The organism is Streptomyces sp. NPDC019443 (assembly GCF_044389785.1).
In the GTDB taxonomy this organism is placed as follows: Bacteria; Actinomycetota; Actinomycetes; order Streptomycetales; family Streptomycetaceae; genus Streptomyces.
The window spans coordinates 181189-206251 of the sequence record NZ_JBIRYJ010000012.1; the positions used below are offsets into that span (position 1 = coordinate 181189).

The window sequence follows — 25063 nt, forward strand, 5'->3', positions numbered from 1 at the left end:
CACGCGCGGTCGCTGAAAGGAAGAGCCACCTCATGGCTACTGCACCCGGGTCCGGTCTTCCGGAGCGTCACGAAGTACTGGACGTACTGGACGAATCTGTCGCCGTCGTCGGGCTGTCCTGCCGCTTCCCCGGAGCCCAGGGGCCGGAGGCGTACTGGGAGCTCCTCAAGAGCGGGACGAGTGCCGTCTCCGACGGGCCGCCGGACGCGCGCCCTGCGCTGCCGGCCGGGTCGGTGTCCAGGCCCGCCGGATTCCTCGACGGGATCGACCGGTTCGACCCCGAGTTCTTCGGCATCACGCCCCGCGAGGCGGCGGGCATCGACCCGCAGCAGCGGCTGATGCTCGAACTCGCCTGGGAGGCGCTGGAGTACGCCGGGATCGTCCCCGGTGACATCAAGGGCGCAGCGGCCGGGGTGTTCGTCGGTGCGATCTGGGACGACTACGCCAAGCTCGCGCACCAGTACGGAACGGAGGCTGTCACCCACCAGACCATCACCGGCCTCAGCCGGAGCATCATCGCCAACCGGGTGTCCTACCTGCTCGGTCTGCGCGGCCCCAGCCTGGCCGTCGACTCGGCGCAGTCCTCCTCGCTGGTCGCGGTGCAGCTCGCCTGCGAGAGCCTGCGCAAGGGGGACTGCGAGCTGGCTCTCGCGGGTGGCGTCAGCCTGAACCTCGTACCCGAAGGCTTCCTGGTCGCCGAGAAGTTCGGCGCCCTGTCGCCGGACGGCCGTACGTACACCTTCGACGACCGGGCCAACGGCTATGTGCGCGGCGAGGGCGGCGGGCTCGTCGTCCTCAAGACGCTGCGCCGGGCCCTCGCCGACGGGGATCCCGTCCTCAGCGTGATCCGGGGCGGAGCCGTCAACAACGACGGCGGCGGCGAGAATCTGACGGCACCTCATGGTGCCGCCCAGGAAGAGGTGTTGAGGCGGGCCTACCATCGGGCAGGCGTCGACCCCGCGGCCGTACGGTTCGTCGAGCTGCACGGCACCGGCACCCCCCTCGGCGACCCCATCGAGGCGACGGCGCTCGGCGCTGTGCTCGGCAGCGGCGCGGACCGCGCCGCCGACGCCCCGCTGCTGGTCGGCTCCGCCAAGCCCAACATCGGCCACCTGGAGGGGGCCGCGGGAATCGCGGGCCTGATCAAGGCAGTGCTGTGCATACGGGAGAGGACGCTCGTCCCGAGCCTCAACTTCCGTACCCCCAATCCGGCCATCGCCCTGGACGACCTGCGGCTGAGGGTCAACGACGGCCTGCTCCCGCTGGAGACCGAGGACGACACTCCGCTGATGGCCGGCGTGAGCTCCTTCGGCATGGGCGGCACCAACTGCCACCTCGTCCTCACCGACTGGACTCCCGCCCCGGAGAGCCGGACCGCCCCGGACGCGCCCGCCCGTACCGTCGGGGCGCCCGTACCCGCCCTGGTGTCCGGACGGACCGAGGACGCGCTGCGCGCCCAGGCCGCCCGGCTGTACGAGCACCTTGCCGACCGCCCGGACCAGGACCTCGACGATGTGGTCCACTCGCTGGCCGCGACCCGGACCCACTTCGAGCACCGCGCCGTGGTGTTGGCGGACGACCGCGACGACTTTGCCGCGGGCCTGTCCGCACTGGCGGCGGGGAACGCTCCCGCCGGTTCGGCCGTCGGCACCGCCCGGCCCGGCGGACTGGCGTTCCTCTTCACCGGGCAGGGCAGCCAGCGCGCGGGCATGGGCCGGGCGCTGTACGAGACGTTCCCCGTCTTCGCCGCGGCGCTCGACGAGGTCTGTGATCTGCTGGACGCCCACCTGGACCGCCCGCTGCGCGAGCTGATCTTCCTCGCCGACGATGCCGTGGAGGCCGCGGACGCCGAGGGCTCCGCGGACGCGGCCCTGCTCGACCTCACCGGCTACACCCAGCCCGCGCTGTTCGCCTACGAGACCGCGCTCTACCGGCTGCTGGAGGACTGGGGCGTCACCCCCGACGTCGTCCTGGGCCACTCGGTCGGCGAACTCGCCGCGGCGCACGCCGTCGGCATCCTGTCGCTCGCCGACGCCTGCGCCCTGGTGGCGGCCCGCGGCCGGCTGATGCAGGAACTCCCCCCGGGCGGCGCGATGGTGTCCGTCCAGGCCTCGGAGGAGGAGCTGCTGCCGACCCTCGCGCCCCACGTGGGCCAGGTCGCGGTCGCGGCGGCCAACGGCCCCGTGTCCACCGTGATCGCGGGTGACGAGGACACCGTCCTGGAGGTCGCCGCACAGTGGCGGGAGCGCGGGCGCAAGACCAAGCGGCTGCGGGTGAGCCACGCGTTCCACTCGCCGCACATGGACGGCATGCTCGACGCCTTCCGCGAGGTCGCGACGGGTCTGGAGTACCACCCGCCGCGCATCCCGATGGTCTCCAACCTGACCGGCCGCATCGTCACCGCGGAGGAGATCTGCACGCCCGAGTACTGGGTGCGCCACGCCCGCGAAGGCGTCCGTTTCCTCGACGGTGTACGGGCGCTGGAGGAGTCCGGTGCGCGCACCTTCCTGGAGGTCGGACCGGATGCCGTGCTCGCGGCGATGGGCCGCGACTGCGTGAGCGCGGAGAACGAGGCGGACACCGCATTCGTGCCCGCCGCACGCCGGGCCCGGCCCGAACTGCCCGCCCTGCTCACCGCGCTGGCCGAACTGCATGTCCGCGGCGTCCCTGTGGCCTGGCAGAAGCTGCTGTCCGACCGGGGCGGCAGCCGCGTTGCGCTGCCCACGTACGCCTTCCAGCGCGAGAGCCACTGGCTGACGGCACCGGACCGTACGGTCGCGGACGTCGGCTCGGCGGGTCTCGCACCGATCGACCACCCGCTGCTCGGCGCGGTCGTACCGCGCGCCGGCGGCGGGGAGCTGCTGCTCTCCGGGCGGCTGTCGCTGCGGACCCACCCGTGGCTCGGCGACCACCGGATCCTGGACACGGCGGTGCTGTCGGCCGGCGTCTTCGTGGAACTGGCCGTGCAGGCCGGTGCCGAGACCGGCGCCGTGCGGGTAGAGGAGCTCACGCTGGAGGCGCCGCTGGTGCTGCCCGAGGACGGTGCCGTGCAGTTCCAGGTCGCAGTCGGCGACCCGGACCCGGACGGCCGCCGCACGCTCTTGGTGCACACCCGGCCGGAGGGGGACGGGCCCGGCCGCGAGTGGACCCGGAACGCCGACGGCGTACTTGCGCAGGCCGGCCCCGACACCGGTTTCGACCTGAGTGTGTGGCCGCCCGCCGGGGCGGTCCCGGTGGACATCGCCGACCGCTACGAGGCCCTGGCCGACCGCGGGCTGAACCTCGGCCCGGCCTTCCCCCGGCTGCGGGCCGTCTGGAGCCTCGGCGAGGAGCTCTTCGCCGAGGTGTCGGCGACCGAGGAACACCGGGCGTATGCCGCCGAGTTCGCGCTGCAGCCCGGTCTGCTGGACGCCGCCCTGCACGCGACCGCCCCGCACGCCCGGCAGGACGGAACGTCCGACGACCCGGCAGCGGAGCTGCCCTGGCTACCGAGGGTGTGGCGCGGAATCCGGCTGTACGCGGCTGGAGCGGCCGACCTGCGCGTCCGGATCACCCCGGCCGGCCGCGGAGGCGCCCCGTCCGGCCGCGGCGGCGAAGGTACCTTCTCGCTCGCCGTCGCCGACGGCGCGGGGCTTCCACTCGCCGCTGTCGAGGCCGTGCTTCCGGCGCCCCTCTCCGAAGAGGAACTGCGGCGTGCCGCCGGCACGCAGGCCCACGACGCGCTTTTCCGCGTTGCGTGGACGGGCCTGCCGCTCACCCCGGGCGGTGCCCCGTCCGGACGCTGGACCGTGGCCGGGAGCGACAACTTCGGCCTGGCCACCGCCCTCACCACCGCCACCGGAGGCGTGGCGGTCTACCCGGATCTGTCCACGCTCGCCGCGGCCGGCGGCTCCGCCGTGCCCGAGGTGATCCTCGTGCCGCGCCCCTCGCCCGCCGCGTCCGTGACGGCCGGGGGTCTCGCCGGGGCCGTGCGCACCGTCACCGCGGACACCCTCGGTCTGCTGCGGTCCTGGCTCGCCGACGAACGGTTCACCGGATCCCGGCTGGTTCTCGTCACCCGCGGCGCCGTGGCCGCCGCTCCCGGCGACGCCGCACCGGACCTGTCCGGCGCCGCGCTGTGGGGGCTGGTGCGGTCTGTACAGGCGGAGCACCCCGGTCGGATCGCCCTGCTGGACCTGGGCGACGAGCGCGGATCCCTCCGCGCGCTGCCGGCGGCCGTCGCTTCGGGAGAGTCCGAACTCGCCCTGCGCGAGGGCGCCCTCCTCGTGCCGCGGCTGGAGAGGCCGGCCGTGCCCGAGGGCCGTACGGCCGCTTGGGAGTCCGGCGGCACCGTCCTGATCACCGGCGGTACGGGCGCGCTCGGCGCACTGGTGGCCCGCCACCTCGCTGCCGAACAGGGCGTCCGTCACCTGCTGCTGGTGAGCCGCCGGGGTCCGGAGGCCGACGGGGCTGCCGAACTGGCCGCCGAGCTCCGGGAGTCCGGCGGATCGGTGACCGTCGCTGCTTGCGATGTCGCCGACCGGGACGCGCTCGCCGCGCTGCTTGCCTCCATCCCCGCCGCGCATCCGCTCACCGCGGTCGTGCACGCCGCGGGCGTACTGGACGACGGGGTCGCCGAAACCGTCACCACCGAGCAGATCGACCGGGTGCTCCGGCCGAAGGTGGACGGCGCGCTGCACCTGCACGAGCTGACGCGGCACCTCAATCTCTCCGACTTCGTGCTGTTCTCCTCCGTGGTCGGCACGCTCGGCAACGCCGGCCAGGCCAACTACGCGGCGGCCAACGCTTTCCTCGACGCTCTCGCCCGGCGCCGCTGGGAGGAGGGGCTGCCCGCCGTCTCCCTCGCCTGGGGCCTGTGGGATCACCCGGCCGGTCTCACCCGTGACCTGGAGGACGCCGACCGAGCCCGGCTGGGCCGGTCCGGCCTACTGCCGCTCGGGGCGGACGAGGCGCTGGCTCTGTTCGGCCGGGCCCGCTCGGCCGATGCGCCGGTGGTGGTACCCGCCCGGTTCGACCGGGAAGCGCTGCGGGCCAGGGCCGCCGTGGAGAAGCTGCCGAGCGCGCTGCGCGGGCTCGTACGGCTGCCGCTGCGTCAGGCCGCCGGGCCGGAGCGGAGCACCGCTACTGCCGTGCCCGGCGCGTCGGGGCTGCGGGAGCGGCTTCGGAACCTTCCCGAGGGCGAGCGCGAGACGCTCCTCGGCGAGGTGGTTCGTGCACAGGTCGCGGCGGTCATGGGGTACGCATCCGCGGACTCTGTCGACACCGGCCGGAGCTTCAAGGATCTCGGATTCGACTCCCTCACCGGTGTCGAGCTGCGCAACAAGCTGAGCGCGGCAGCGGGGATCCGCGTGCCGGCCACGCTCGTGTTCGACCATCCCACGACCGACGCCGTCATCCGGTATCTGCGTGCCGAGCTCCTCGACATGACGGACCAGGCCGCGGTGCTGCCGGTCTCCACCACGACTGCCGACGGCGACGATCCGGTCGTCATCGTGGGCATGAGCTGCCGCTACCCGGGCGGGGTCTCCTCCCCCGAGGAGCTGTGGCAGTTGGTGGCCTCGGGCGGGGATGCGATCTCCGGCTTCCCGGTCGACCGCGGCTGGGACCTGGAGCGGCTGCACTCCGCCGACCCGGAGCAGTCCGGCACGTCGTACGTGCGCCACGGCGGTTTCCTGCACGAGGCGGCGGAGTTCGATGCGGAGTTCTTCGGGATCTCGCCGCGTGAGGCGCTGGCGATGGACCCGCAGCAGCGCCTGCTGCTGGAAGCATCGTGGGAGGCCGTCGAGCGGGCGGGCATCGACCCGGCCACCCTGCGCGGCAGCAGGACCGGCGTGTACGCGGGAACGTTCACGTTCCGCGGCCACGGTGAAGGACAGGGCGGAGCCGAGGGCCAGCGGATGACCGGCACCGCGGCCAGTGTGCTGTCCGGCCGGGTGTCGTACAGCCTCGGCCTGGAAGGCCCGGCGCTGACCGTGGACACGGCCTGCTCGTCGTCCCTGGTGGCCCTGCACATGGCCGCGCAGGCCCTGCGGCAGGGCGAGTGCTCGATGGCGCTCGTCGGCGGTGTCACGGTCATGTCGACCCCGGACACCTTCGTGGAGTTCAGCCGGCAGAAGGGGCTGTCGCCCGACGGGCGGTGCAAGCCGTTCGCGGCGGCGGCCGACGGCACCGGCTGGGCCGAGGGCGTCGGGGTGCTGGTCGTCGAGCGGCTCTCGGACGCTCGGCGCAACGGCCACCAGGTGCTCGCGGTCGTACGCGGCTCCGCCGTCAACCAGGACGGGGCGAGCAACGGGCTCACCGCGCCGAACGGCCCCTCGCAGCAGCGCGTGATCCGCGCGGCCCTGGCGAACGCCGGGCTCTTGGCCGCGGACGTCGACGCGGTGGAGGCGCACGGTACGGGCACCCGGCTCGGGGACCCGATCGAGGCGCAGGCGCTGCTCGCCACGTACGGACGCGAGCGCTCCGCCGAACAGCCCCTGCTGCTGGGCTCGTTGAAGTCGAACATCGGACACGCCCAGGCGGCGGCCGGCGTCGGCGGTGTCATCAAGATGGTGCAGGCGATGCGGCACGGTGTGCTGCCCCGCACGCTTCATGTCGACGAGCCGTCGCCGTACGTGGACTGGGAGTCGGGCGCGGTCGAACTGCTCACCGATCAGCGGGAGTGGCCGCAGACCGGTCACCCGCGCCGGGCCGCCGTCTCGTCCTTCGGCATCAGCGGAACCAACGCCCATGTGGTTCTCGAACAGGCGCCTGCGGCAGGGGAGTTGGCGGACCGGGCGATTGATGCCTCGTCGCCCGCCGCCGTACCGCTGGTGCTGTCCGCCAGGACCCCGCAGGCGCTCGCCGCACAGGCGGAGCGGCTGAGCGCGCACCTCGACGCGGCCGACGGCGTGGCTCTGCTGGACCTCGGCTACTCGCTCGCCACCGGCCGTGCCGCGCTCGACCACCGGGCGGTGCTGCTCGCCGGGAACCGGGAGGAGCTGGCCGAGGGACTGGCGGCGCTGGCCACGGGCGGCACCTCCGCCCGGCTCGTCACCGCGGAACCGCAGGCAGAACTGTTCGCAGAACCGTCCGGCGATCCTGCCCGCGGCAAGGTGGCGTTCCTCTTCACCGGACAGGGCAGCCAGCGACCCGGCATGGGGCGCGAGCTGTACGAGACGTATCCGGTGTTCGCCGAGGCGCTCGACGCCGTGTGCGCCGAACTCGACACCCGCCTGGGCCGTTCGGTACGCGAAGTCGTCTTCGCCGACGACGAGTCGTGGGACGCGGAGCTGCTGGACCAGACGGTGTTCACCCAGGCCGGTCTCTTCGCCCTGGAGGTCGCCCTGTTCCGGCTCGCCGAACACCTCGGCCTGGCGGCGGACTTCGTGACCGGCCACTCGGTCGGCGAACTGGTCGCCGCCCATGTGTCGGGCGTGCTCTCGCTCGCGGACGCGGCAGCGCTGGTCGCCGCCCGCGGCCAGCTGATGCAGGCCCTTCCGCAGGACGGCGCGATGGTCTCGGTCCTGGCCCCCGAGGACGAGGTCGCGGCACTGCTGGCCGGCCGCGAGCACGAGGTGTCGATCGCCGCCGTCAACGGCCCCGCCTCCGTCGTGATCTCCGGGGACCTGCGGGCCGTACTGGCCGTGGCGGAGCAACTGAACGGGGCCGGGCGCAAGACCCGTCGGCTTCGGGTGAGCCATGCCTTCCACTCGCCGCACATGGAGCCGATGCTCGACGACTTCCGCGCGGTGGCGGAGAAGCTGACGTACACCGCGCCGCGCATCCCGGTCGTGTCCAACGTGACCGGCGAGATCGCCACGGACGAGATCCGCTCGGCCGGGTACTGGGTGCGGCATGTACGGGAGGCCGTCCGGTTCAGCGACGGCATCCGGGCGCTGCAGGACGCCGGCGTCACGACCTTCCTGGAGCTGGGTCCTGACGGCGTGCTGTCGGCCATGGGCCGGGACTGCGTGGTGGACCTGGGCGGTGCCGAGCCGGAGTTCGTGACAGTGCTCCGCAAGGACCGCCCGGAGACCGCGGCGCTCGCCCACGCGCTCGCCCGGCTGCACGTGCGGCAGGCCGGCCCCTCCTGGGAGAAGGTGTTCGAGGGTACGGGCGCCCGCCGGGTCGACCTGCCCACGTACGCCTTCCAGCGCAAGCACTACTGGGCGCAGGCTGTGGCCCGTACCGGCGATGTGAGTTCGGCCGGTCTCGCGGCTGCCGACCACCCGCTGCTGGGCGCGACGCTCACTCGCGCCGACACCGACGAGGTCCTCTTCACGGGCCGGCTCTCCCTGCGCACCCACCCCTGGCTCGCCGACCATGCGGTCCTGGGCCGGGTGCTGCTGCCGGGCACGGCGTTCGTGGAACTGGCCGTACGGGCCGGGGCCGAGGCCGGAGCCGGGCAGCTGGAGGAACTGACCCTGGAGGCACCACTGGTGCTGCCGGAGGACGGCGCGGTGCGCTTCCAGGTGGCGGTGGGCACCGCGGACGAGTCGGGACGCCGCGCGCTGAGCGTCCACTCGCGCGCGGAGGGCGGCACGTTCGAGGAGCCGTGGACCCGGCACGCGAGCGGCACCCTTTTCCCCGAAGGACCGCCGGCGGGCTTCGACCTGGCGGTGTGGCCGCCGCGCGGTGCCGAGCGGGTGGACCTGACCGGACGCTACGACGCCCTCGCGGAGCAGGGCTTCGACTACGGCCCGGCGTTCCAGGGGCTCAGGTCCGTGTGGCGCCGCGGCAACGAGGTCTTCGCCGAACTCGCCCTGCCGGACGCGCAGAACGAGCAGGCGGCCGCCTTCGGTCTGCATCCGGCACTCCTCGACTCGGCGCTGCACGCCATCGAGCTGGGCGTCCTGCCGGGCACGGGTGACGCGCGGCTGCCGTTCGTCTGGAGCGGTGTACGGCTGTACGCCTCAGGGGCCGCCGCGGCCCGGGTGCGGCTGGCCCCGGCCGGCACCGACGCGGTGACCATCGAGGTCGCCGACGCGGCGGGCGGCGCTGTCGCCGCGGTGGAGTCGCTGGTGGTGCGGAGCGTGTCCGCGGAGCAGCTCGGCGCGGCCGGCGGCCGCAGCCACGAGGCGCTGTTCCGGGTGGGCTGGGCGCCGGTGAAAGCCGGGCCGGGCGCGCCGGGCGGATCGCGGGCGGTGCTGGGCGGCGAGGTGCCGGGACTGTCGGGCGCGGAGCGGTTCGCGGATGTGGCGGCGCTGAGCGCCTCCATCGACGCGGGCGCCGCAGTACCGGATGTCGTGGTGGTGCCCCTGACGGCTCCGGAGAGTTCCGTACGTACCGCTGTGCACGGAGCCCTGACGCTGGCCCAGACCTGGCTGGCCGACGACCGGTTCGCCGCGTCCCGGCTGGTCGTGATGACGCGGCACGCGGTGGCCGCGTCGGTGGACGAGGACGTGGCCGATCTGCCGCGGGCCGCCGTGTGGGGCCTGCTGCGATCGGCGCAGACGGAGAACCCCGACCGGCTGGTGCTGGTGGACGTGGACGACGAGGGGGCCGCGGCCCAGGGCGTCGAGCGGGCGCTGTCCTCCGGCGAGCCGCAGGTGGCCGTCCGTGACGGCAGCCTCTCCGTGCCCCGTCTGGAGAGGGTCGCGGTGCCCGCGGACGCCTCCGGGCCGTGGGGCCCCGACGGCACCGTACTGATCACCGGCGCCACGGGCGCCCTGGGCGGCCTGCTGGCCCGGCACCTGGTCACCGAACACGGCGTGCGGCACCTGCTGCTGACCAGCCGCCGCGGACCGGCGGCGGAGGGCGCGGCCGAGCTGGAGGCCACTCTGGCGGCGCTCGGCGCGGAGGTGACCATCGCGGCCTGCGACGTCGCGGACCGCGGGGCGCTGGACGCCCTGTTGGCCACGATCCCCGCCGGACGCCCCCTGACCGGGGTGGTGCACGCGGCCGGTGTGCTGGACGACGGTGTGCTGGGGGCGTTGACGCCCGAGCGGTTCGACGCCGTACTGCGGCCCAAGGCGGACGCCGCGTGGAACCTGCACGAGGCCACCCGTGACCTCGGGCTCACCGCCTTCGTCCTGTTCTCCTCCATCCAGGGCCTGGTCGGAGGCGCGGGGCAGGCCAACTACGCCGCCGCAAACACCTTCCTGGACGCGTTGGCGCACCACCGCAGGGCGCAGGGCCTCCCGGCCACGTCGCTCGCCTGGGGACCGTGGGCGGAGGGCGGCATGGCAGCCGCGCTCACGGAGGCCGACCGTAACCGGTTCGCCCGTACGGGCATGACCGCGATCACCTCCGTCCAGGGCATGCAACTGTTCGATGCCGCACTGGTGCTGGACTCGGCCGCGGCGGTTCCGCTGCCGCTCGACGCCGCGGCACTCAGGGCGCTCGGCAGCGCACTGCCGCCGCTGCTGAGCGGACTGGTCCGGGTCCCGGCCCGGCGCGCCGCGTCGGCGGGGGCAGCCACGGCAGGCGGCCCTCCCCAGCAGTCCCTGGCCGACCGGCTGGCGGCACTGACGGAGGAGGAGCAGCAGCAGGTCCTGCTGGATCTCGTACGGGCCGAGGTCGGCGCGACGCTCGACTACGACGGTACGGACTCCATCGATGTGAAGCGGGGTTTCAAGGAGCTCGGACTCGACTCGCTCACCGCCGTCGAGCTGCGCAACCGGCTGGGCAGGGCAACCGGACTGCGGCTGCCCGCGACCCTCGTCTTCGACTATCCGACCCCCGCCGCGGTCGCCGGGCATCTGCGGGCCGAACTGGCGCCCGCCGCCTCGGCCGCTCCGGCCGGCGAAGTCGACGAGGCGAGGATCCGCGGCATCCTCGCGGCTCTTCCGATGCATCGCATCGAGGAGGCCGGTCTGCTCGACGGTCTACTGAGGCTCGCGGACGCGACGGGCGCCGACAGCGGCGGCCACGGCAGCGGCCCGGACCCGGCCTCCGACGACAGCGGCACGGACCGCATCGACGACATGGACGTCGACGCCCTCATCCGCATGGCCCGGACAGGCGCCGAGTTCTAGAGAGTTCTGAAGGAGAGAGATCATGACGAACACATCGTCCGAAGCAGTCGTCGAGGCCTTGCGGGACTCCCTGAAGGAGACCGCCCGACTGCGGCAGCAGAACCAGCAGTTGGTCGCCGCCTCGCAGGAGCCGATCGCGATCGTGGGCATGAGCTGCCGCTACCCGGGCGGGGTGTCCTCCCCCGAGGAGCTGTGGCAGTTGGTGGCCTCGGGCGGGGACGCGATCTCCGGCTTCCCGGTCGACCGCGGCTGGGACGTGGAGGAGCTGTACGACCCGGAGGCCGAGCGGCCGGGGACGTCGTACACCCGTGAGGGCGGCTTCCTGCACGAGGCGGCGGAGTTCGATGCGGAGTTCTTCGGGATCTCGCCACGTGAGGCGCTGGCGATGGACCCGCAGCAGCGGCTGCTGCTGGAGGCATCGTGGGAGGCGTTCGAGCGGGCGGGCATCGACCCGGCCACCCTGCGCGGCAGCAGGACCGGCGTGTACGCGGGCCTGATGTACCACGACTACGGTCCCTACCTGCACCAGCCGGTGGAGGGCGTCGAGGGCTACCGGCTGACCGGTGGTCTGGGCAGCGTGCTGTCCGGCCGGGTCGCGTACACCTTCGGCCTGGAGGGCCCGGCCGTCACCGTGGACACGGCCTGCTCCTCGTCCCTGGTCACGCTGCACATGGCGGTCCAGGCCCTGCGGCAGGGGGACTGCGCCCTGGCGCTGGCCGGCGGTGTCACGGTCATGTCGGCGCCCGGCACCTTCGTGGAGTTCAGCCGCCAGCGCGGGCTGTCGGCCGACGGCCGGTGCAAGGCGTTCGCGGCGTCGGCCGACGGCACCGGCTGGGCCGAGGGCGTCGGGGTGCTGATCGTCGAGCGGCTCTCGGACGCTCGGCGCAATGGCCACCAGGTCCTCGCGGTCGTACGCGGCTCCGCCGTCAACCAGGACGGTGCGAGCAATGGCCTGACCGCGCCGAACGGCCCCTCGCAGCAGCGCGTGATCCAGCAGGCGCTGGCCAACGCACGGCTCACGCCGCGCGAGGTGGACGCGGTGGAGGCGCACGGCACGGGCACCAGGCTCGGGGACCCGATCGAGGCGCAGGCGCTGCTCGCCACGTACGGCCGGGACCGGGGTGAACACCCGCTGTGGCTGGGCTCGATCAAGTCCAACATCGGGCACACCCAGGCGGCGGCCGGTGTCGGCGGTGTCATCAAGATGGTGATGGCGATGCGGCACGGCGTGCTGCCCCGCACCCTGCATGTCGACGAACCGTCCCCGTTCGTGGACTGGGAGCCGGGCGCGGTCGAGCTGCTCACCGAGGAGCAGAAGTGGCCGGACAACGACCGGCCCCGCCGGGCAGCCGTGTCCTCCTTCGGCATCAGCGGCACCAACGCCCACGTCATCATCGAAGAGCCGCCCGCCGACGAGCAGCCGCCCGCCGACGGGGAGGGCGCCGGACCGGCCGTACTGCCGCTGCTGTTGTCCGCCCGCAGTGGGCAGGCGCTCCGGGCGCAGGCGGGCCGACTGCGCGAGCGGCTGGAGGCGACCGGCGAAAGCCGGCTGCTGGACACCGCGTTCACGCTCGCCACCACCCGGTCCTCGCTGGACCACCGTGCGGTGGTGGCCGGCACCGACGCGGCCGAGCTGCGTGCCGGACTGACGGCACTGGCAGAGGGGCGGCCCGCACCCGGACTGGTGCAGGGCATCGCTGACCGGGACGGCAAGGTGGCGTACCTGTTCACCGGCCAGGGCAGTCAGCAGCCGGGCATGGGACACGGCCTGTACAAGGCATATCCGGTGTTCGCCGAGGAGCTCGAAGCGGTCTTCGGCGCTCTGGACGGGCGGCTCGAACGACCCCTGCGTGAGGTGATGTTCGCCGCGGACGGCACCGAGGACGCCGCCCTGCTGAACGAGACGGTGTACACCCAGGCGGGACTCTTCGCCCTCGAGGTCGCGCTGTACCGGCTGGTCGAATCATGGGGCCGGGCACCGGACTTCGTGATGGGCCACTCGATCGGCGAGCTGGCGGCCGTGCATGTGGCCGGAGTGCTCTCGCTCGACGACGCGGCCGCGCTGGTGGCCGCCCGGGGCTCGCTGATGCAGGCGCTTCCGCGCGGCGGCGCGATGGTGTCGGTGCTGGCCGACGAGGACGTGGTCGCCGGACTGCTGGCCGGCCGGGACCACGAGGTGACGGTCGCCGCCGTCAACGGCCCTGCCTCCACGGTGATTTCGGGCGATGAGGAGGCGGTGACGCACATCGCCGCCGAGCTGGACGCGCGCGGGTTCAAGACGCGCCGGCTGCGGGTCAGCCACGCCTTCCACTCGCCGCACATGGAGCCGATGCTCGACGAGTTCCGCGCGGTCGCCGGCCGGCTGACGTTCGCCGCACCGCGGATCCCGGTCGTGTCGAATGTGACCGGCCGGCTCCTCACACCCGAAGAGGCAACGTCTCCCGAGTACTGGGCGCGCCACATCCGTCAGGCAGTGCGCTTCCACGACGGCATCCGCACCCTGCGGGACCAGGGCGTGCGGACGTACGTCGAACTCGGCCCGGACGCCGTACTGACAGCCATGGCACAGGACAGCCTCTCCGGGCCGGACGAGGCGGAGCCGCTGCTCATCGCCGCGCAGCGGCGCGGCAGGCCGCAGCCCCTGACGCTCACGGCCGCCGTCGCCGAGGTCCATGCCCGCGGGGCCGCCGAGGTCGACTGGAAGGTGCTGTTCGCCGGTTCCGGCGCACGCCGCGTGGACGTTCCCACCTACCCCTTCCAGCGGCAGCGGTACTGGCTGGACACCCGCTCGGGGCAGGCAGGCAGCGGCACCGCCGAGGACGGCACCGACGCCCTGTTCTGGGAGGCGGTGGAGGGCCAGGACCTCGGGACGCTCTCGGACACGCTGGGTCTGGCGGATTCCGGCGCCCTCGCCGAGGTGCTGCCGGTGCTGGCGGCCTGGCGCGAGGGCAGCAGGCAGCGGTCCGTGGTGGATTCCTGGCGCTACCGGACGGCCTGGTGGCCTGCCCGCCCGGCCGACGAAGCAGCCCTCTCGGGCACCTGGCTGGTCGTCGTGCCGGCCGCCCTCGAGGACTACGGCACCGGCCTGGCCGATGCGGCGGAGGCCGCGCTCGCGGAGCGCGGGGCGCACCCCGTCCGGGTCGTCGTCGACGCGGCAACGACCGGTTCGGCCGCACTCGCCCGACAGCTCGCCGAGACCGCGGGCGACCGGCCGGCCGAGGGGGTCGTGTCGCTGCTCGCGCTGGACACCGCCCCGCACCCCGCCCACCCGGTGGTGTCGCGGGGAACGGCGGGCACCCTGCTGCTGATCCAGGCGCTGGCCGCCGACGGGGCAGTCGCCCGCGGCCCGCTGTGGCTGCTGACCCGGGGCGCAGTCTCGGTCGGCGGATCGGACACCCTCGACGCCCCGGCGCAGGCACCGGTCTGGGCCCTGGGCCGCACCGCGGCGCTCGAACACCCCCAGCTGTGGGGCGGGTTGATCGACCTCCCGGCGGTGCCCGACGAGCAGGCCCTGCGTCGCCTGACAGGAGTGCTGGCAGACCCGGGCGGCGAGGACCAGCTGGCCGTACGGCCGGCCGGTGTGCTGGCACGCCGGTTGGTCCGGGCGGCTGCCGCACAGCGGCCGGGCGGTGCGCAATGGACGCCGCGCGGCACGGTGCTGGTCACCGAAGGGACCTGGGGCATGGGCGCGCGGATCGCCGGCCGGCTGGCCGACGTCGGCGCCGAGCACCTGGTCCTCACCAGGGCCCCCGGTACGGAGGTGCCCGGGGCGGCGGAGACGGTGGCGGAACTGTCCGCACTCGGGGCGCGGGTGACGGTCGTCGCGTGCGACCTCGGCGACCGGGACGACGTGGCCGCGCTGCTCTCCGGCATCCCGGCGGAGCAGCCGCTGAGCGCGGTGTTCCACGCGGCCGGGGACCTCAGGACCGCGGCGCTGGCCGAGACCGATGTCGCGGAGTTCGCCGCCACCATGGCGGCCAAGGCGGGTGGCGCCGCCCATCTGCACGAGCTGGTGGACGCCGGTTCGCTGGACGCCTTCGTGCTGTTCTCGTCCATCGCCGGGGTGTGGGGCAGCGGCGGGCAGGGCGCGTACAGCGCCGCCAACGCCTACCTCGACGCCCTCGCCGAACACCGCCGCGGCCTGGGCCAGGCGGCGACCTCCCTGGCTTGGGGAGTCTGGGCGGACACTGCCTCGACCGCAGCCGAGAACGCGGACCCGGCCGCCGAGCAGCGCCGCCGGGAGCAACTGCGCCGGCTCGGACTGTCCGAGATGGCACCGGACCTGGCGCTCACCGTCCTGGCGGAGGCGCTGGAGGGGACCGAGGCCGCGCTCGTCGTGGCCGATGTGGACTGGGAGCGGTTCGCTCCGGCCTTCACCGCCGTGCGGTCCAGCCCGCTCATCAGCCAACTGCCCGAGGTCGAGCGGATCCTGAGCGCCGAGGGCAGTGAGGACGAGGCGGGCGGCTCCGACGCGGCGGACAGCCTGGCGCAGACGCTGGCCGGGCTGTCCGATGCGGAGCAGGAGCGGCTGCTGACCGATCTCGTACGGACGGAGATCTCCACCGTGCTGGGCCACTCCGGCGCGGAGGCGGTCCCGGCCGGGCGGGCGCTCAAGGACCTGGGGCTCGATTCCCTGGCCGCGGTGTCCCTGCGCAACCGACTGGGGGCGGCGACCGGTCTGCGGCTGCCCGCCACGCTGGTCTTCGATCACCCGACCCCGGCGTCCGTCGCCGCGTATCTGCGGACGGAGATCGCCCCCGCGGACCGAGGAGCCCGGGTGGACGAGGAACTCGACAAGCTGCAGTCCCTGCTGGCCGAGGCCGCGGGCGAGGAGGCGGTACGCGAACGGATCGGCGTACGGCTCCAGGCCTTCCTGGCCGAGCTGACCGGTGCGAGCGCCGTGCCGGGAGCGGACGACGTCGCCGCCCGGCTCGACGACGCGAGCGACGACGACATCTTCGCCTTCATAGACAGCGAACTCGGAACCCCCTGAACCGGCGGCACGGCATCTCCACTGCCCATCACCAGCGAGGAACGCCAATGAATGCGACACCTGACGAAAAGAAGCTCCGGGACTACCTCAAGCGCGTGACCGTCGAGCTCCACGATTCCCGCCGACGCCTGCAGGAAGCGGAGGAGAGCCGGCACGAGCCCATCGCCATCGTCGGCATGAGCTGCCGGTTCCCGGGCGGTGTGCGGTCGCCCGAGGATCTCTGGGCGGTCGTGGAGTCCGGGGCCGATGTGATCGCGGACTTCCCGTCCGACCGCGGCTGGGACGTCGACAACCTGTACGACCCCGATCCGGACCGGGCGGGCAAGACCGTCACCCGGCGGGGCGGATTCCTTTACGAAGCGGCCGAGTTCGACGCGGATTTCTTCGGGATCTCGCCGCGTGAGGCGACGGCGATGGACCCGCAGCAGCGGCTGTTCATGGAGGCGTCCTGGGAAGCGCTGGAGCGGGCGGGCATCGATCCGGCGACGCTGCGCGGCAGCAGGACCGGGGTGTACGCGGGCTGTGTCACCGACGACTACCAGCTCACGCTCCAGTCGGCCGCCGACGAGATCGAGGCGTACAAGATGACGGGCGCCGCGCGAAGCGTGCTGTCGGGCCGTGTCGCGTACACCTTCGGCCTCGAGGGCCCGGCCGTGACCGTGGACACTGCCTGCTCCTCGTCCCTCGTGGCGCTGGACCTGGCGGCCCAGGCGCTGCGCCGGGACGACTGCTCGCTGGCGCTGGTCGGCGGCGTAACGGTACTGGCCACCCCGACCGAGTTCGTGAACTTCAGTCGGCAGCGCGGCTTTTCCCCGGACGGGCGGTGCAAGGCGTTCTCGGCGTCGGCCGACGGCACCGGCTGGGCCGAGGGTGTCGGAGTGCTGCTGGTGGAGCGGCTTTCGGACGCCCGGCGCAACGGCCATCAGGTGCTGGCGGTCGTACGGGGCAGCGCGGTCAACCAGGACGGTGCGAGCAATGGTCTGACCGCGCCGAACGGCCCGGCGCAGCAGCGCGTGATCCAGCAGGCGCTGGCCAGTGCGCGGCTCACGCCGCGTGACGTGGACGCGGTGGAGGCGCACGGCACGGGCACCCGGCTGGGCGACCCGATCGAGGCCTCGGCGCTGCTGGCGACGTACGGACGCGAGCGCGACGAGCACCCGCTGTGGCTGGGCTCGATCAAGTCCAACATCGGGCACACGCTGGCTGCCGCGGGCATGGCCGGGGTCATCAAGATGGTGATGGCGATGCGGCACGGTGTGCTGCCCCGCACGCTCCACGTCGACGAGCCGTCCCCGTTCGTGGACTGGGACTCGGGCGCGGTCGAGCTGCTCACCGAGCAGCGGAAGTGGCCGGAGAGCGACCGCCCGTGGCGCGCGGCGGTGTCGGCCTTCGGGATGAGCGGCACCAACGCCCACGTCATCATCGAGGCGGCGCCGGCCGACGAGCGGGGGTCCGCCGAGGGCAAGGCCACCCCGGCGCCCGCTGCGACCGGGACCGGGACTGCGGCTGCCGTCGTACCGGCCGTCGTGCCGTTCCTGGTGTCGGCCAAGAACCAGGAGGCGCTGCGGGCCCAGGCCGGCCGGCTCTCCGCGTACATCGCCGGCCACCCGGAGCTCGACGTCGCCGATGTCGGTCTCTCCCTGGCCACGACCCGTTCGCTGCTCGACCACCGGGCCGTCGTCATCGGCTCCGACCGCGCCGCCCTGAGCGCAGGACTGGAGGCGCTGGCCAACGACGAAACCGCCGCGCAGCTGGTCCGCGGAGCCGCACACGAACGCGGCAGAACCGTCTTCGTGTTCCCCGGGCAGGGCTCGCAGTGGGCCGGGATGGCCGTCGAACTCCTCGACACCGCACCGGCCTTCGCCGAGCGGCTGCGCGCCTGCGCCAAGGCCGTGGGCGCCTACGTCGACTGGGATGTCGAGGCCGTGCTGCGCGAGCAGGACGGCGCGCCCTCGCTGGACCGCATCGAAGTCGTCCAGCCCGTCCTGTTCTCCGTGATGGTGTCCCTGGCGGATCTGTGGCGGTCCCACGGAGTGGAGCCCGACGCCGTCGTAGGGCACTCCCAGGGCGAGATAGCGGCCGCATGCGTGTCCGGGGCACTGACTCTCCAGGACGCCGCCCGGCTGGTGGTGCTGCGCTCGCAGCTCTTCGCCGACGAACTCGTCGGCCGGGGCGCGGTGGCTTCCGTAGGCCTCTCCCGCGCCGAGGTGGAGCCGTGGCTGGAGTCCTACGGGGAGCGGCTGTCCATCGCCGGTATCAACAGTCCCCAGCTGGTCACCGTGGCCGGTGAGCCGCAGGCCCTGGAGGAGCTGGTGGCCGCCCTCTCCGCGGAAGAAGTCCGGGCCCGGATCATCCCGGCGACGGTCGCCTCTCACTGCGCCCAGGTGGATCCGCTGCGCGAACGCCTGGCCGGGCTCCTCGAGTTCGTACGCCCCACCGCAGGCCGGATTCCGCTGTACTCCACCGTGACCGGCGAGGTGCTGGACGGTTCGGAGCTGACGGCCGACTACTGGTTCGAGAACTGCCGGCGTCCCGTCAGCTTCGAGCCCGTGGTACGCAAGCTGCTCGACGACGGCTTCGGCGTCTTCGTCGAATCCAGCGCCCACCCGGTGCTGGCCCTGAGCGTGGAGGAGACGGCCGAGAGCGCCGACGCCGACGTGGTCGTCGTGGGTACGCTCCGCCGCGGGCACGGCGGACTTGAACGCTTCTACGCGTCCCTGGGCGAGGCCCATGTCCACGGGGTCGCCACCGACTGGACCGCGGTCTTCGCGGGAACCCGGGCTCGCCGCGTCGAGCTGCCTACCTATGCCTTCCAGCGCCGCAGGTACTGGGTGGAGCCCTCCGGGGATCGGGGGACCGCGGCGCCGGACGGTATCGAGGCCGCGTTCTGGGCGACCGTCGAGCGGGAGGACCTGGAGGCCCTCGCCGCCACACTGCGGCTGAGCCAGGACACCCTGGAGGAGGTTATGCCTGCCCTGGCGTCCTGGCGGCGCGACAGCCGGGCCGGCTCGGAGCTGGACTCCTGGCGGTACCGCGTGGTCTGGCGGCCCGTCACCGACCCGGCACCGGCCGCGCCCACGGGCACCTGGCTCGTCGCGGTGCCCGCCGCGGCCGACGGTGAACCGCTGGTCGACGCCGTGGTCTCCACGCTGGAGCGCCACGGCGCCCGGGCGCTCACACTGACCGTCGAACCGGGCCTGGACCGGGACACGCTCGCCGCCCGGCTGCGCACCGCCGGCGAGAGCGCGGGCCTCACCGGAGTGCTGTCCCTGCTGCCGCTGAACGGCACGGCCGACGAGCGTCACGCGTCGCTGCCCGCCGGACTCGCCGCGACCCTGCTACTGCTCCAGGCCGTCGCCGACGCCGGGATCGACCGCAGGGTCTGGTCGGTGACCCGAGGGGCGGTCTCCGTCAGCGACCCGGACCCGCTCGACCATCCCGTACAGGCGCATGTCTGGGGGCTGGGCCAGGTCGCCGAGCTGGAGATCCCGCATCTGTGGGCCGGCGTCGTGGACCTGCCGGACTCGCCCGACGAGCGCGACCTGGCCCGGCTGGCGGCCGTGCTCGCCGGAGCGGGGGAGGAGAGCCAGCTGGCAGTACGTCCGTACGGTGTTTTCGCCCGGCGCCTGGTGCGCGCGCCCCGCAGCCGGACGGCCCCGACGCCCGGCACCTGGCAGCCGCGCGGCACCGTGCTGGTCACCGGCGGAACCGAGGACGCGGGCGCACAGGTCGCCCGTCGGCTCGCGGCGGCCGGAGCCGAACACCTGCTGCTGGCCGGAGGATCGGACACGACCCCCGACGCGTCGGCGCAGTTGCGGGCCGAACTGGAGGCCCTCGGCGCCCGGGTGACCGTCACGGCCTGCGATCCGGCCGACCGGGAGGCGCTGGCCGCCGTCCTGGCCGCGGTACCGGACGACTCACCGCTGACCGCCGTCTTCCACACGACCGGGCTGCTGGAGGAAGAGGCGCTGGGCACGCTCACGCTCGACGGCCTGGACCGGGTGCTGCGGTCCAAGGCACACGGCGCGCGGAACCTTCATGAACTGACACAGCATCATGACCTGTCGGCCTTCGTGCTGTTCTCGTCCATCGCCGCAACGCTCGGCGCCGGTCTGGGGCTGGCCGGCTACGCGGCGGCCAACGCCTACCTGGACGCCCTCGCCGACCACCGCCGCGCCCGTGGCCTCACCGCGACCTCGGTCGCCTGGGGGGTGTGGGACGAGGCGCACGCCGTGCCCGAGGCGGCGGCCGCCGAAGGCAGCAGGCAGGAACGGCTCGCCCGGCGCGGCCTGCCCCCGATCGACGGGGAGCGTGCGCTGTTGGCCCTCCAGCAGGCCTTGGACGACGACACGGCGACCCTGGTCGTCGCCGACCTGGACTGGGACACCTATCTGCGGGTCCTCGCCGCAGGCGGGCCCCGTCCGCTGATCCGCTCCATCCCGGAGGTCGAACAGACTCTGCGGGACGCCTCGCCCGCCGCCGACCGCGGATCCGCCGTACTCGAACGGTTCCGCGGAGCCACTGCGGCCGAGCGGTACGACCTGCTGCTCGGCCTCGTACGCGCCGAAATCGCGTCGCTACTGGGCCACAGCGATCCGCAGGCCATCGACGCGCGGCGGGACTTCCTCGAACTCGGCATGGACTCGGTCGCCGGCGTGGCACTGCGCAATCGCCTGGACACCGTTCTGCGGCGACGGCTGCCCGCCCGGATGATCCTGGACCGGCGTACGCCCGACGCTCTGGCCCGCTTCCTGCGGGACGAACTGGCGGGCCAGACGCCCGCCGGTGACGTGGGCAGTGCGGACGGCACCCTGGCGGCGCAGTACCTCCAGGCCCGGGAGCAGGGCGAGAGGGACGCGCTCAACGGCCGCCTCCTCAAGGCCGCGCGGACCCGTCCGGCCTTCGAGGCCCCCGAAGCCACCGACCTTCCCGCGTCCGTGGTCATCTCCCCGGGCGACCGGGAAGCCGCTCTGATCTGCTTCCCGACGGTTCTCGCCACCTCCGGCCCGCACCAGTTCGCCAGGTTCGGCGCCCACTTCGGGGGCAGCCGGGAGGTCTCGGCGCTCTCCCTCCCCGGCTTCCTCGAAGGCGAGCGACTGCCCGCGTCACTCGACGCGATAGCCGCCGCGGCGGCCGAAGCCGTACGACAGCGCGCGGACGGCGCCCCGTTCGTACTCGTCGGCTACTCCTCCGGGGGAGTCCTGGCGCACGCCGTGACCGGCCTTCTGGAGTCCACTGGCGTCTTCCCCCACGCGCTGATCCTCCTCGACACCTACCTACCCGGCAGCGAGGCGCTCGCGGAGATCGCCCCCGCCCTGATGGACGGGATGGTCGAGCGGCTCGGGGAGTTCGCCCCCCTGAGCGACGAACGGCTCACCGCGATGAGCAGCTATCTGGAGCTCATCTCCCGCTGGGAGCCGGCCGACATCAAGACACCGGTGCTCCTGGTCCGCCCGGCCGGGCCCGTGCCCGGCGCGCCCGCGTCGGCGGACGGCCGGGTGCGGTCGAGCTGGCAGCAGCGCCACGACGCCGTGGAGGTGCCCGGCGACCACTTCTCGATGATCGAGGAGTACGCCCCGGACACGGCACGGGCCGTGCACGAGTGGATCGCCGCGGCCGCCCCCGGAGACCAGGCAAGGAAACAGACAGGCACATCAGGGAAGACGCGGAAGACAGAGGAGCAGCCGGCATGAAACAGCGGACACCTGTGCTGATCGTGGGCGCCGGACCGGTCGGCCTGGCCACGGCCTGCCAACTGTGGCGGTACGGCGTACCGGCCCGGATCGTGGAGGCCGCAGAGCAGCCGAACACGGGCTCCCGTGCTGTCCAGCTCCACCCGCCGACCCTCCGCATCTTCCGCGAGATCGGGATGCTCGACGAGGCGGAGCGGCAGGGGCTGCGCATCCGCTCGACCAGCTACCACCTTGCGGGCGGCCGGACCTTGCGCGTCGAACTCGGCGCGCTGAACGAGCCGTTGATGCTTCCTCAGGAGGACACCAGCAGGCTGCTGGAGGAGACGCTCATACGGCTCGGCGGCCGCGTGGAGCGGGCCACCCGGGTCACCGACGTGGCCACCACGGGCGACTTCGTCACCGCCAAGGCGCAGGGCCCGGACGGCTCGGAGCTGATCGAGGCCGACTGGCTCGTCGCCGCGGACGGCGTACGCAGCGGCGTACGCGATCAGTTGGGCATCGACTTCGTCGGCAATCAGGTGTCCACCAGCTTCCTGCTGGCCGAGGGGAAGATCAACGGATCCTTCGAGCGGGCCGCCGTGCACTACTTCCTCGGCCGCGCCGGCTCAGTGGTATTCGCCTCGATGCCGGGCGACCGGATACGGATCTCCGGAGCGGTCCCCGAGGGCTACCCCCTGACACCTGAGGGCGTGCAGCAGCTGCTCGACGAGCGAGGACCCGGCAATCTGCGGGTCACCGACCTTGAAATGATCAACAGCTTCAGCAGCCAGGAACGCATCGCCTCCGTCCTGCGCAAGGAGCGGTGCTTCCTGGTCGGCGACGCCGCCCACACTCACTCACCGCTCGGCGGCCAGGGCCTCAACCTCGGGCTCCAGGATGCACACAACCTGGCCTGGAAGCTGGCCGGCGTCGTCAGCGGCACGCTCGGTGCGCAGATCCTCGACACCTACGAGCCCGAGCGGCGGCAGGCGGCCGAGCAGATCGTCCGTACCACCCATCAGTTCCTCAAGGTGTTCATGCTCGGCCCCTTCGCGGCCCGGGTGCGCAACACCGCGTGGAGCGCACTGGAGGCGACCGGAATACTCCGGCGCTGGTTCGTCCCGCTGCTCGCGGGCTGGCGCGTCCACTACCCCGACACTCTCTCGGCCGCGGCCAACACCCCAGCGCGCTCCCGGGTCCCCGCGCGACCCGGGCGCCGGCTGCCGGCGCCCGGCATGCGGGCGCCGCACTGGGTGCCCCCGGCGCCGGCGGGCGAGCCACCCGGGTTCCGGCTGCTGACCCTGGGACCGGCGGGCCGGGGCGGTCTCGCCCCGCGCGGCCGGGCCCTGGCCGAGCAGGCGCCCCTACGCGTCACCCATGAGCATCTGGCCCGGAGCACCACCGGCTTTCTGCTGCTGCGCCCGGACGGCTATGTCGCCGCCGGCGGCACCGAACCGGCGGAACTCGCGGCCGCCGGGCGCCTGCTGAACCGTATGGCGCCGTAACACCGATCACCGTCCGACGCTGAGGAGGAGCGTGGCCATGCCGGCCCAGGATCGCTTGGCAGAACTGACCGAACTGAAGACGGCGGCCCGAGAGGGGCCCGACCCGGCTGCCACCGAGCGCCAACACGCCAAGGGCAAGCTGACCGCCCACGAACGCATCGAACTGCTCCTGGACAAGGGGTCGTTCCAGGAGGTCGAGGCGCTGCGCCGGCACCGGGCGAACGGTTTCGGCATGGAGCGCCGCCGCCCGCACTCCGACGGAGTGGTCACCGGATGGGGAACCGTCCACGGGCGCACGGTGTTCGTCTACGCGCACGACTTCCGGATCTTCGGCGGTGCACTCGGCGAAGCCCACGCGGCGAAGATCCACAAGCTGATGGACCTCGCAGAGGCCGCCGGCGCCCCGCTGGTGTCCCTGAACGACGGGGCCGGGGCGCGCATCCAGGAAGGCGTTACCGCACTGGCCGGGTACGGCGGGATCTTCCGCCGGAACACCCGCAACTCGGGCGTGATCCCGCAAATCAGCGTCATGCTCGGGCCGTGCGCGGGCGGTGCGGCCTACTCGCCCGCACTCACCGACTTCGTGTTCATGGTCCGCGGGACCTCGCAGATGTTCATCACCGGCCCCGACGTCGTTCAGACGGTGACCGGTGAGGAGGTGTCCATGGACGGACTGGGCGGCGCCGATGTGCACGCCGCCACCTCCGGTGTCGCCGGTTTCGCCTACGACGACGAGGAGACCTGCTTGGAGGAGGTCCGCTACCTGCTGTCCCTTCTTCCGCAGAACAACCGCGAGACACCGCCGGTCGAGGCGACCGACGACCCGGCCGACCGGCGCAACGACGCCCTCCTCGACCTCGTGCCCGCCGATCCCAACCAGGCGTACGACATGCGCGGCGTGATCGAGGAGATCGTCGACGACGGCGAGTACTTCGAGGTCCACGCGCTGTGGGCGACGAACATCGTCTGCGCGCTGGCCCGCCTGGACGGACATGTGGTGGGCATCGTCGCCAACCAGCCCGCCTCGGTCGCCGGAGTACTCGACATCCACGCCTCCGAGAAGGCGGCCCGCTTCGTCTCCACGTGCGACGCGTTCAACATCCCCCTCGTCACGCTCGTCGACGTTCCCGGCTTCCTGCCGGGCGTGGACCAGGAGCACAACGGCATCATCCGGCACGGGGCCAAGCTGCTGTACGCGTACTGCAACGCGACTGTGCCCCGGGTGCAGGTCATCGTCCGCAAGGCGTACGGCGGCGCATACATCGTCATGGACTCGCGCTCGATCGGGGCGGACATCTCGCTCGCGTGGCCGAGCAACGAAATCGCGGTGATGGGCGCCGAGGGCGCGGCCAATGTGATCTTCCGCCGGGAGATCGCGGCCGCCGACGAACCCGACATCGTCCGCAACCAGAAGATCAAGGAGTACAAGGCGGAGCTCATGCATCCTTACTACGCGGCGGAACGCGGACTCGTCGACGACGTCATCGACCCCCGGGACACGCGGCAGGTGCTGGTCCGCTCCCTGGACATGCTGCGCACCAAGCATGCTGATCTGCCGTCCCGCAAGCACGGCAACCCCCCGGCGTGAGAGGCGACGGACATGAGCGAGCTCAAAGTCGTGCACGGCAACCCCAGCGCGGACGATCTGGCCGCGGTGGTGGCGGTGCTGCTCGCGGTGGGGCAGCAGCGGTCGTCCGCCGCCCTGCCCCGCGCCCTCGGGAGCGGGGCAGGGAGGGGCGCCGGCTGGAACCGGGCCCGCCACTCCCCGCACGTACAGGCCGGTTCGTGGCGGCACGTGTCGTGAGCGGACAAGGAGTCGTGAGCGGACAAGGAACAGTCATGCGCAAGGTGCTCATCGCCAACCGTGGCGAAATCGCTGTTCGCGTTGCCCGTGCATGCCGGGACGCCGGGATCGGGAGCGTAGCCGTCTACGCC

General features: G+C 73.2%; 6 protein-coding genes and 1 pseudogene. All 7 read left to right on the forward strand.

Going from position 1 to position 25063, the window contains the following annotated elements; genetic code table 11:
- The first annotated feature begins 32 nt into the window (after positions 1-32).
- Positions 33-10958: a type I polyketide synthase gene (locus ACH492_RS30225; protein WP_398991081.1), complete on the forward strand. Its 10926-nt coding sequence runs from the start codon at positions 33-35 to the stop codon at positions 10956-10958.
- Positions 10959-11016: 58 nt separating this feature from the next.
- Complete coding sequence (locus tag ACH492_RS30230) at positions 11017-15951, forward strand: type I polyketide synthase (RefSeq protein ID WP_398991100.1); 4935 nt, start codon at positions 11017-11019, stop codon at positions 15949-15951.
- Positions 15952-16046: 95 nt separating this feature from the next.
- Positions 16047-21644, forward strand: a pseudogene (locus ACH492_RS30235) (type I polyketide synthase); the annotation flags it as partial.
- The gene (locus tag ACH492_RS30240) at positions 21641-23128 is read left to right on the forward strand and encodes an FAD-dependent monooxygenase (protein WP_398991082.1); all 1488 of its coding nucleotides are present in this window, start codon (positions 21641-21643) and stop codon (positions 23126-23128) included. The pseudogene ACH492_RS30235 and the gene ACH492_RS30240, both read left to right, overlap by 4 nt.
- 37 nt (positions 23129-23165) lie before the next feature.
- Positions 23166-24716: an acyl-CoA carboxylase subunit beta gene (locus ACH492_RS30245; RefSeq protein WP_398991084.1), complete on the forward strand. Its 1551-nt coding sequence runs from the start codon at positions 23166-23168 to the stop codon at positions 24714-24716.
- A gap of 12 nt (positions 24717-24728) precedes the next feature.
- On the forward strand, positions 24729-24932 hold the full coding sequence (locus ACH492_RS30250; protein WP_398991086.1) for an acyl-CoA carboxylase epsilon subunit: 204 nt from the start codon (positions 24729-24731) through the stop codon (positions 24930-24932).
- Positions 24933-24967: 35 nt separating this feature from the next.
- Positions 24968-25063 (forward strand): biotin carboxylase N-terminal domain-containing protein (locus tag ACH492_RS30255; protein WP_281179312.1); only part of this gene is annotated, 96 nt, incomplete at its 3' end.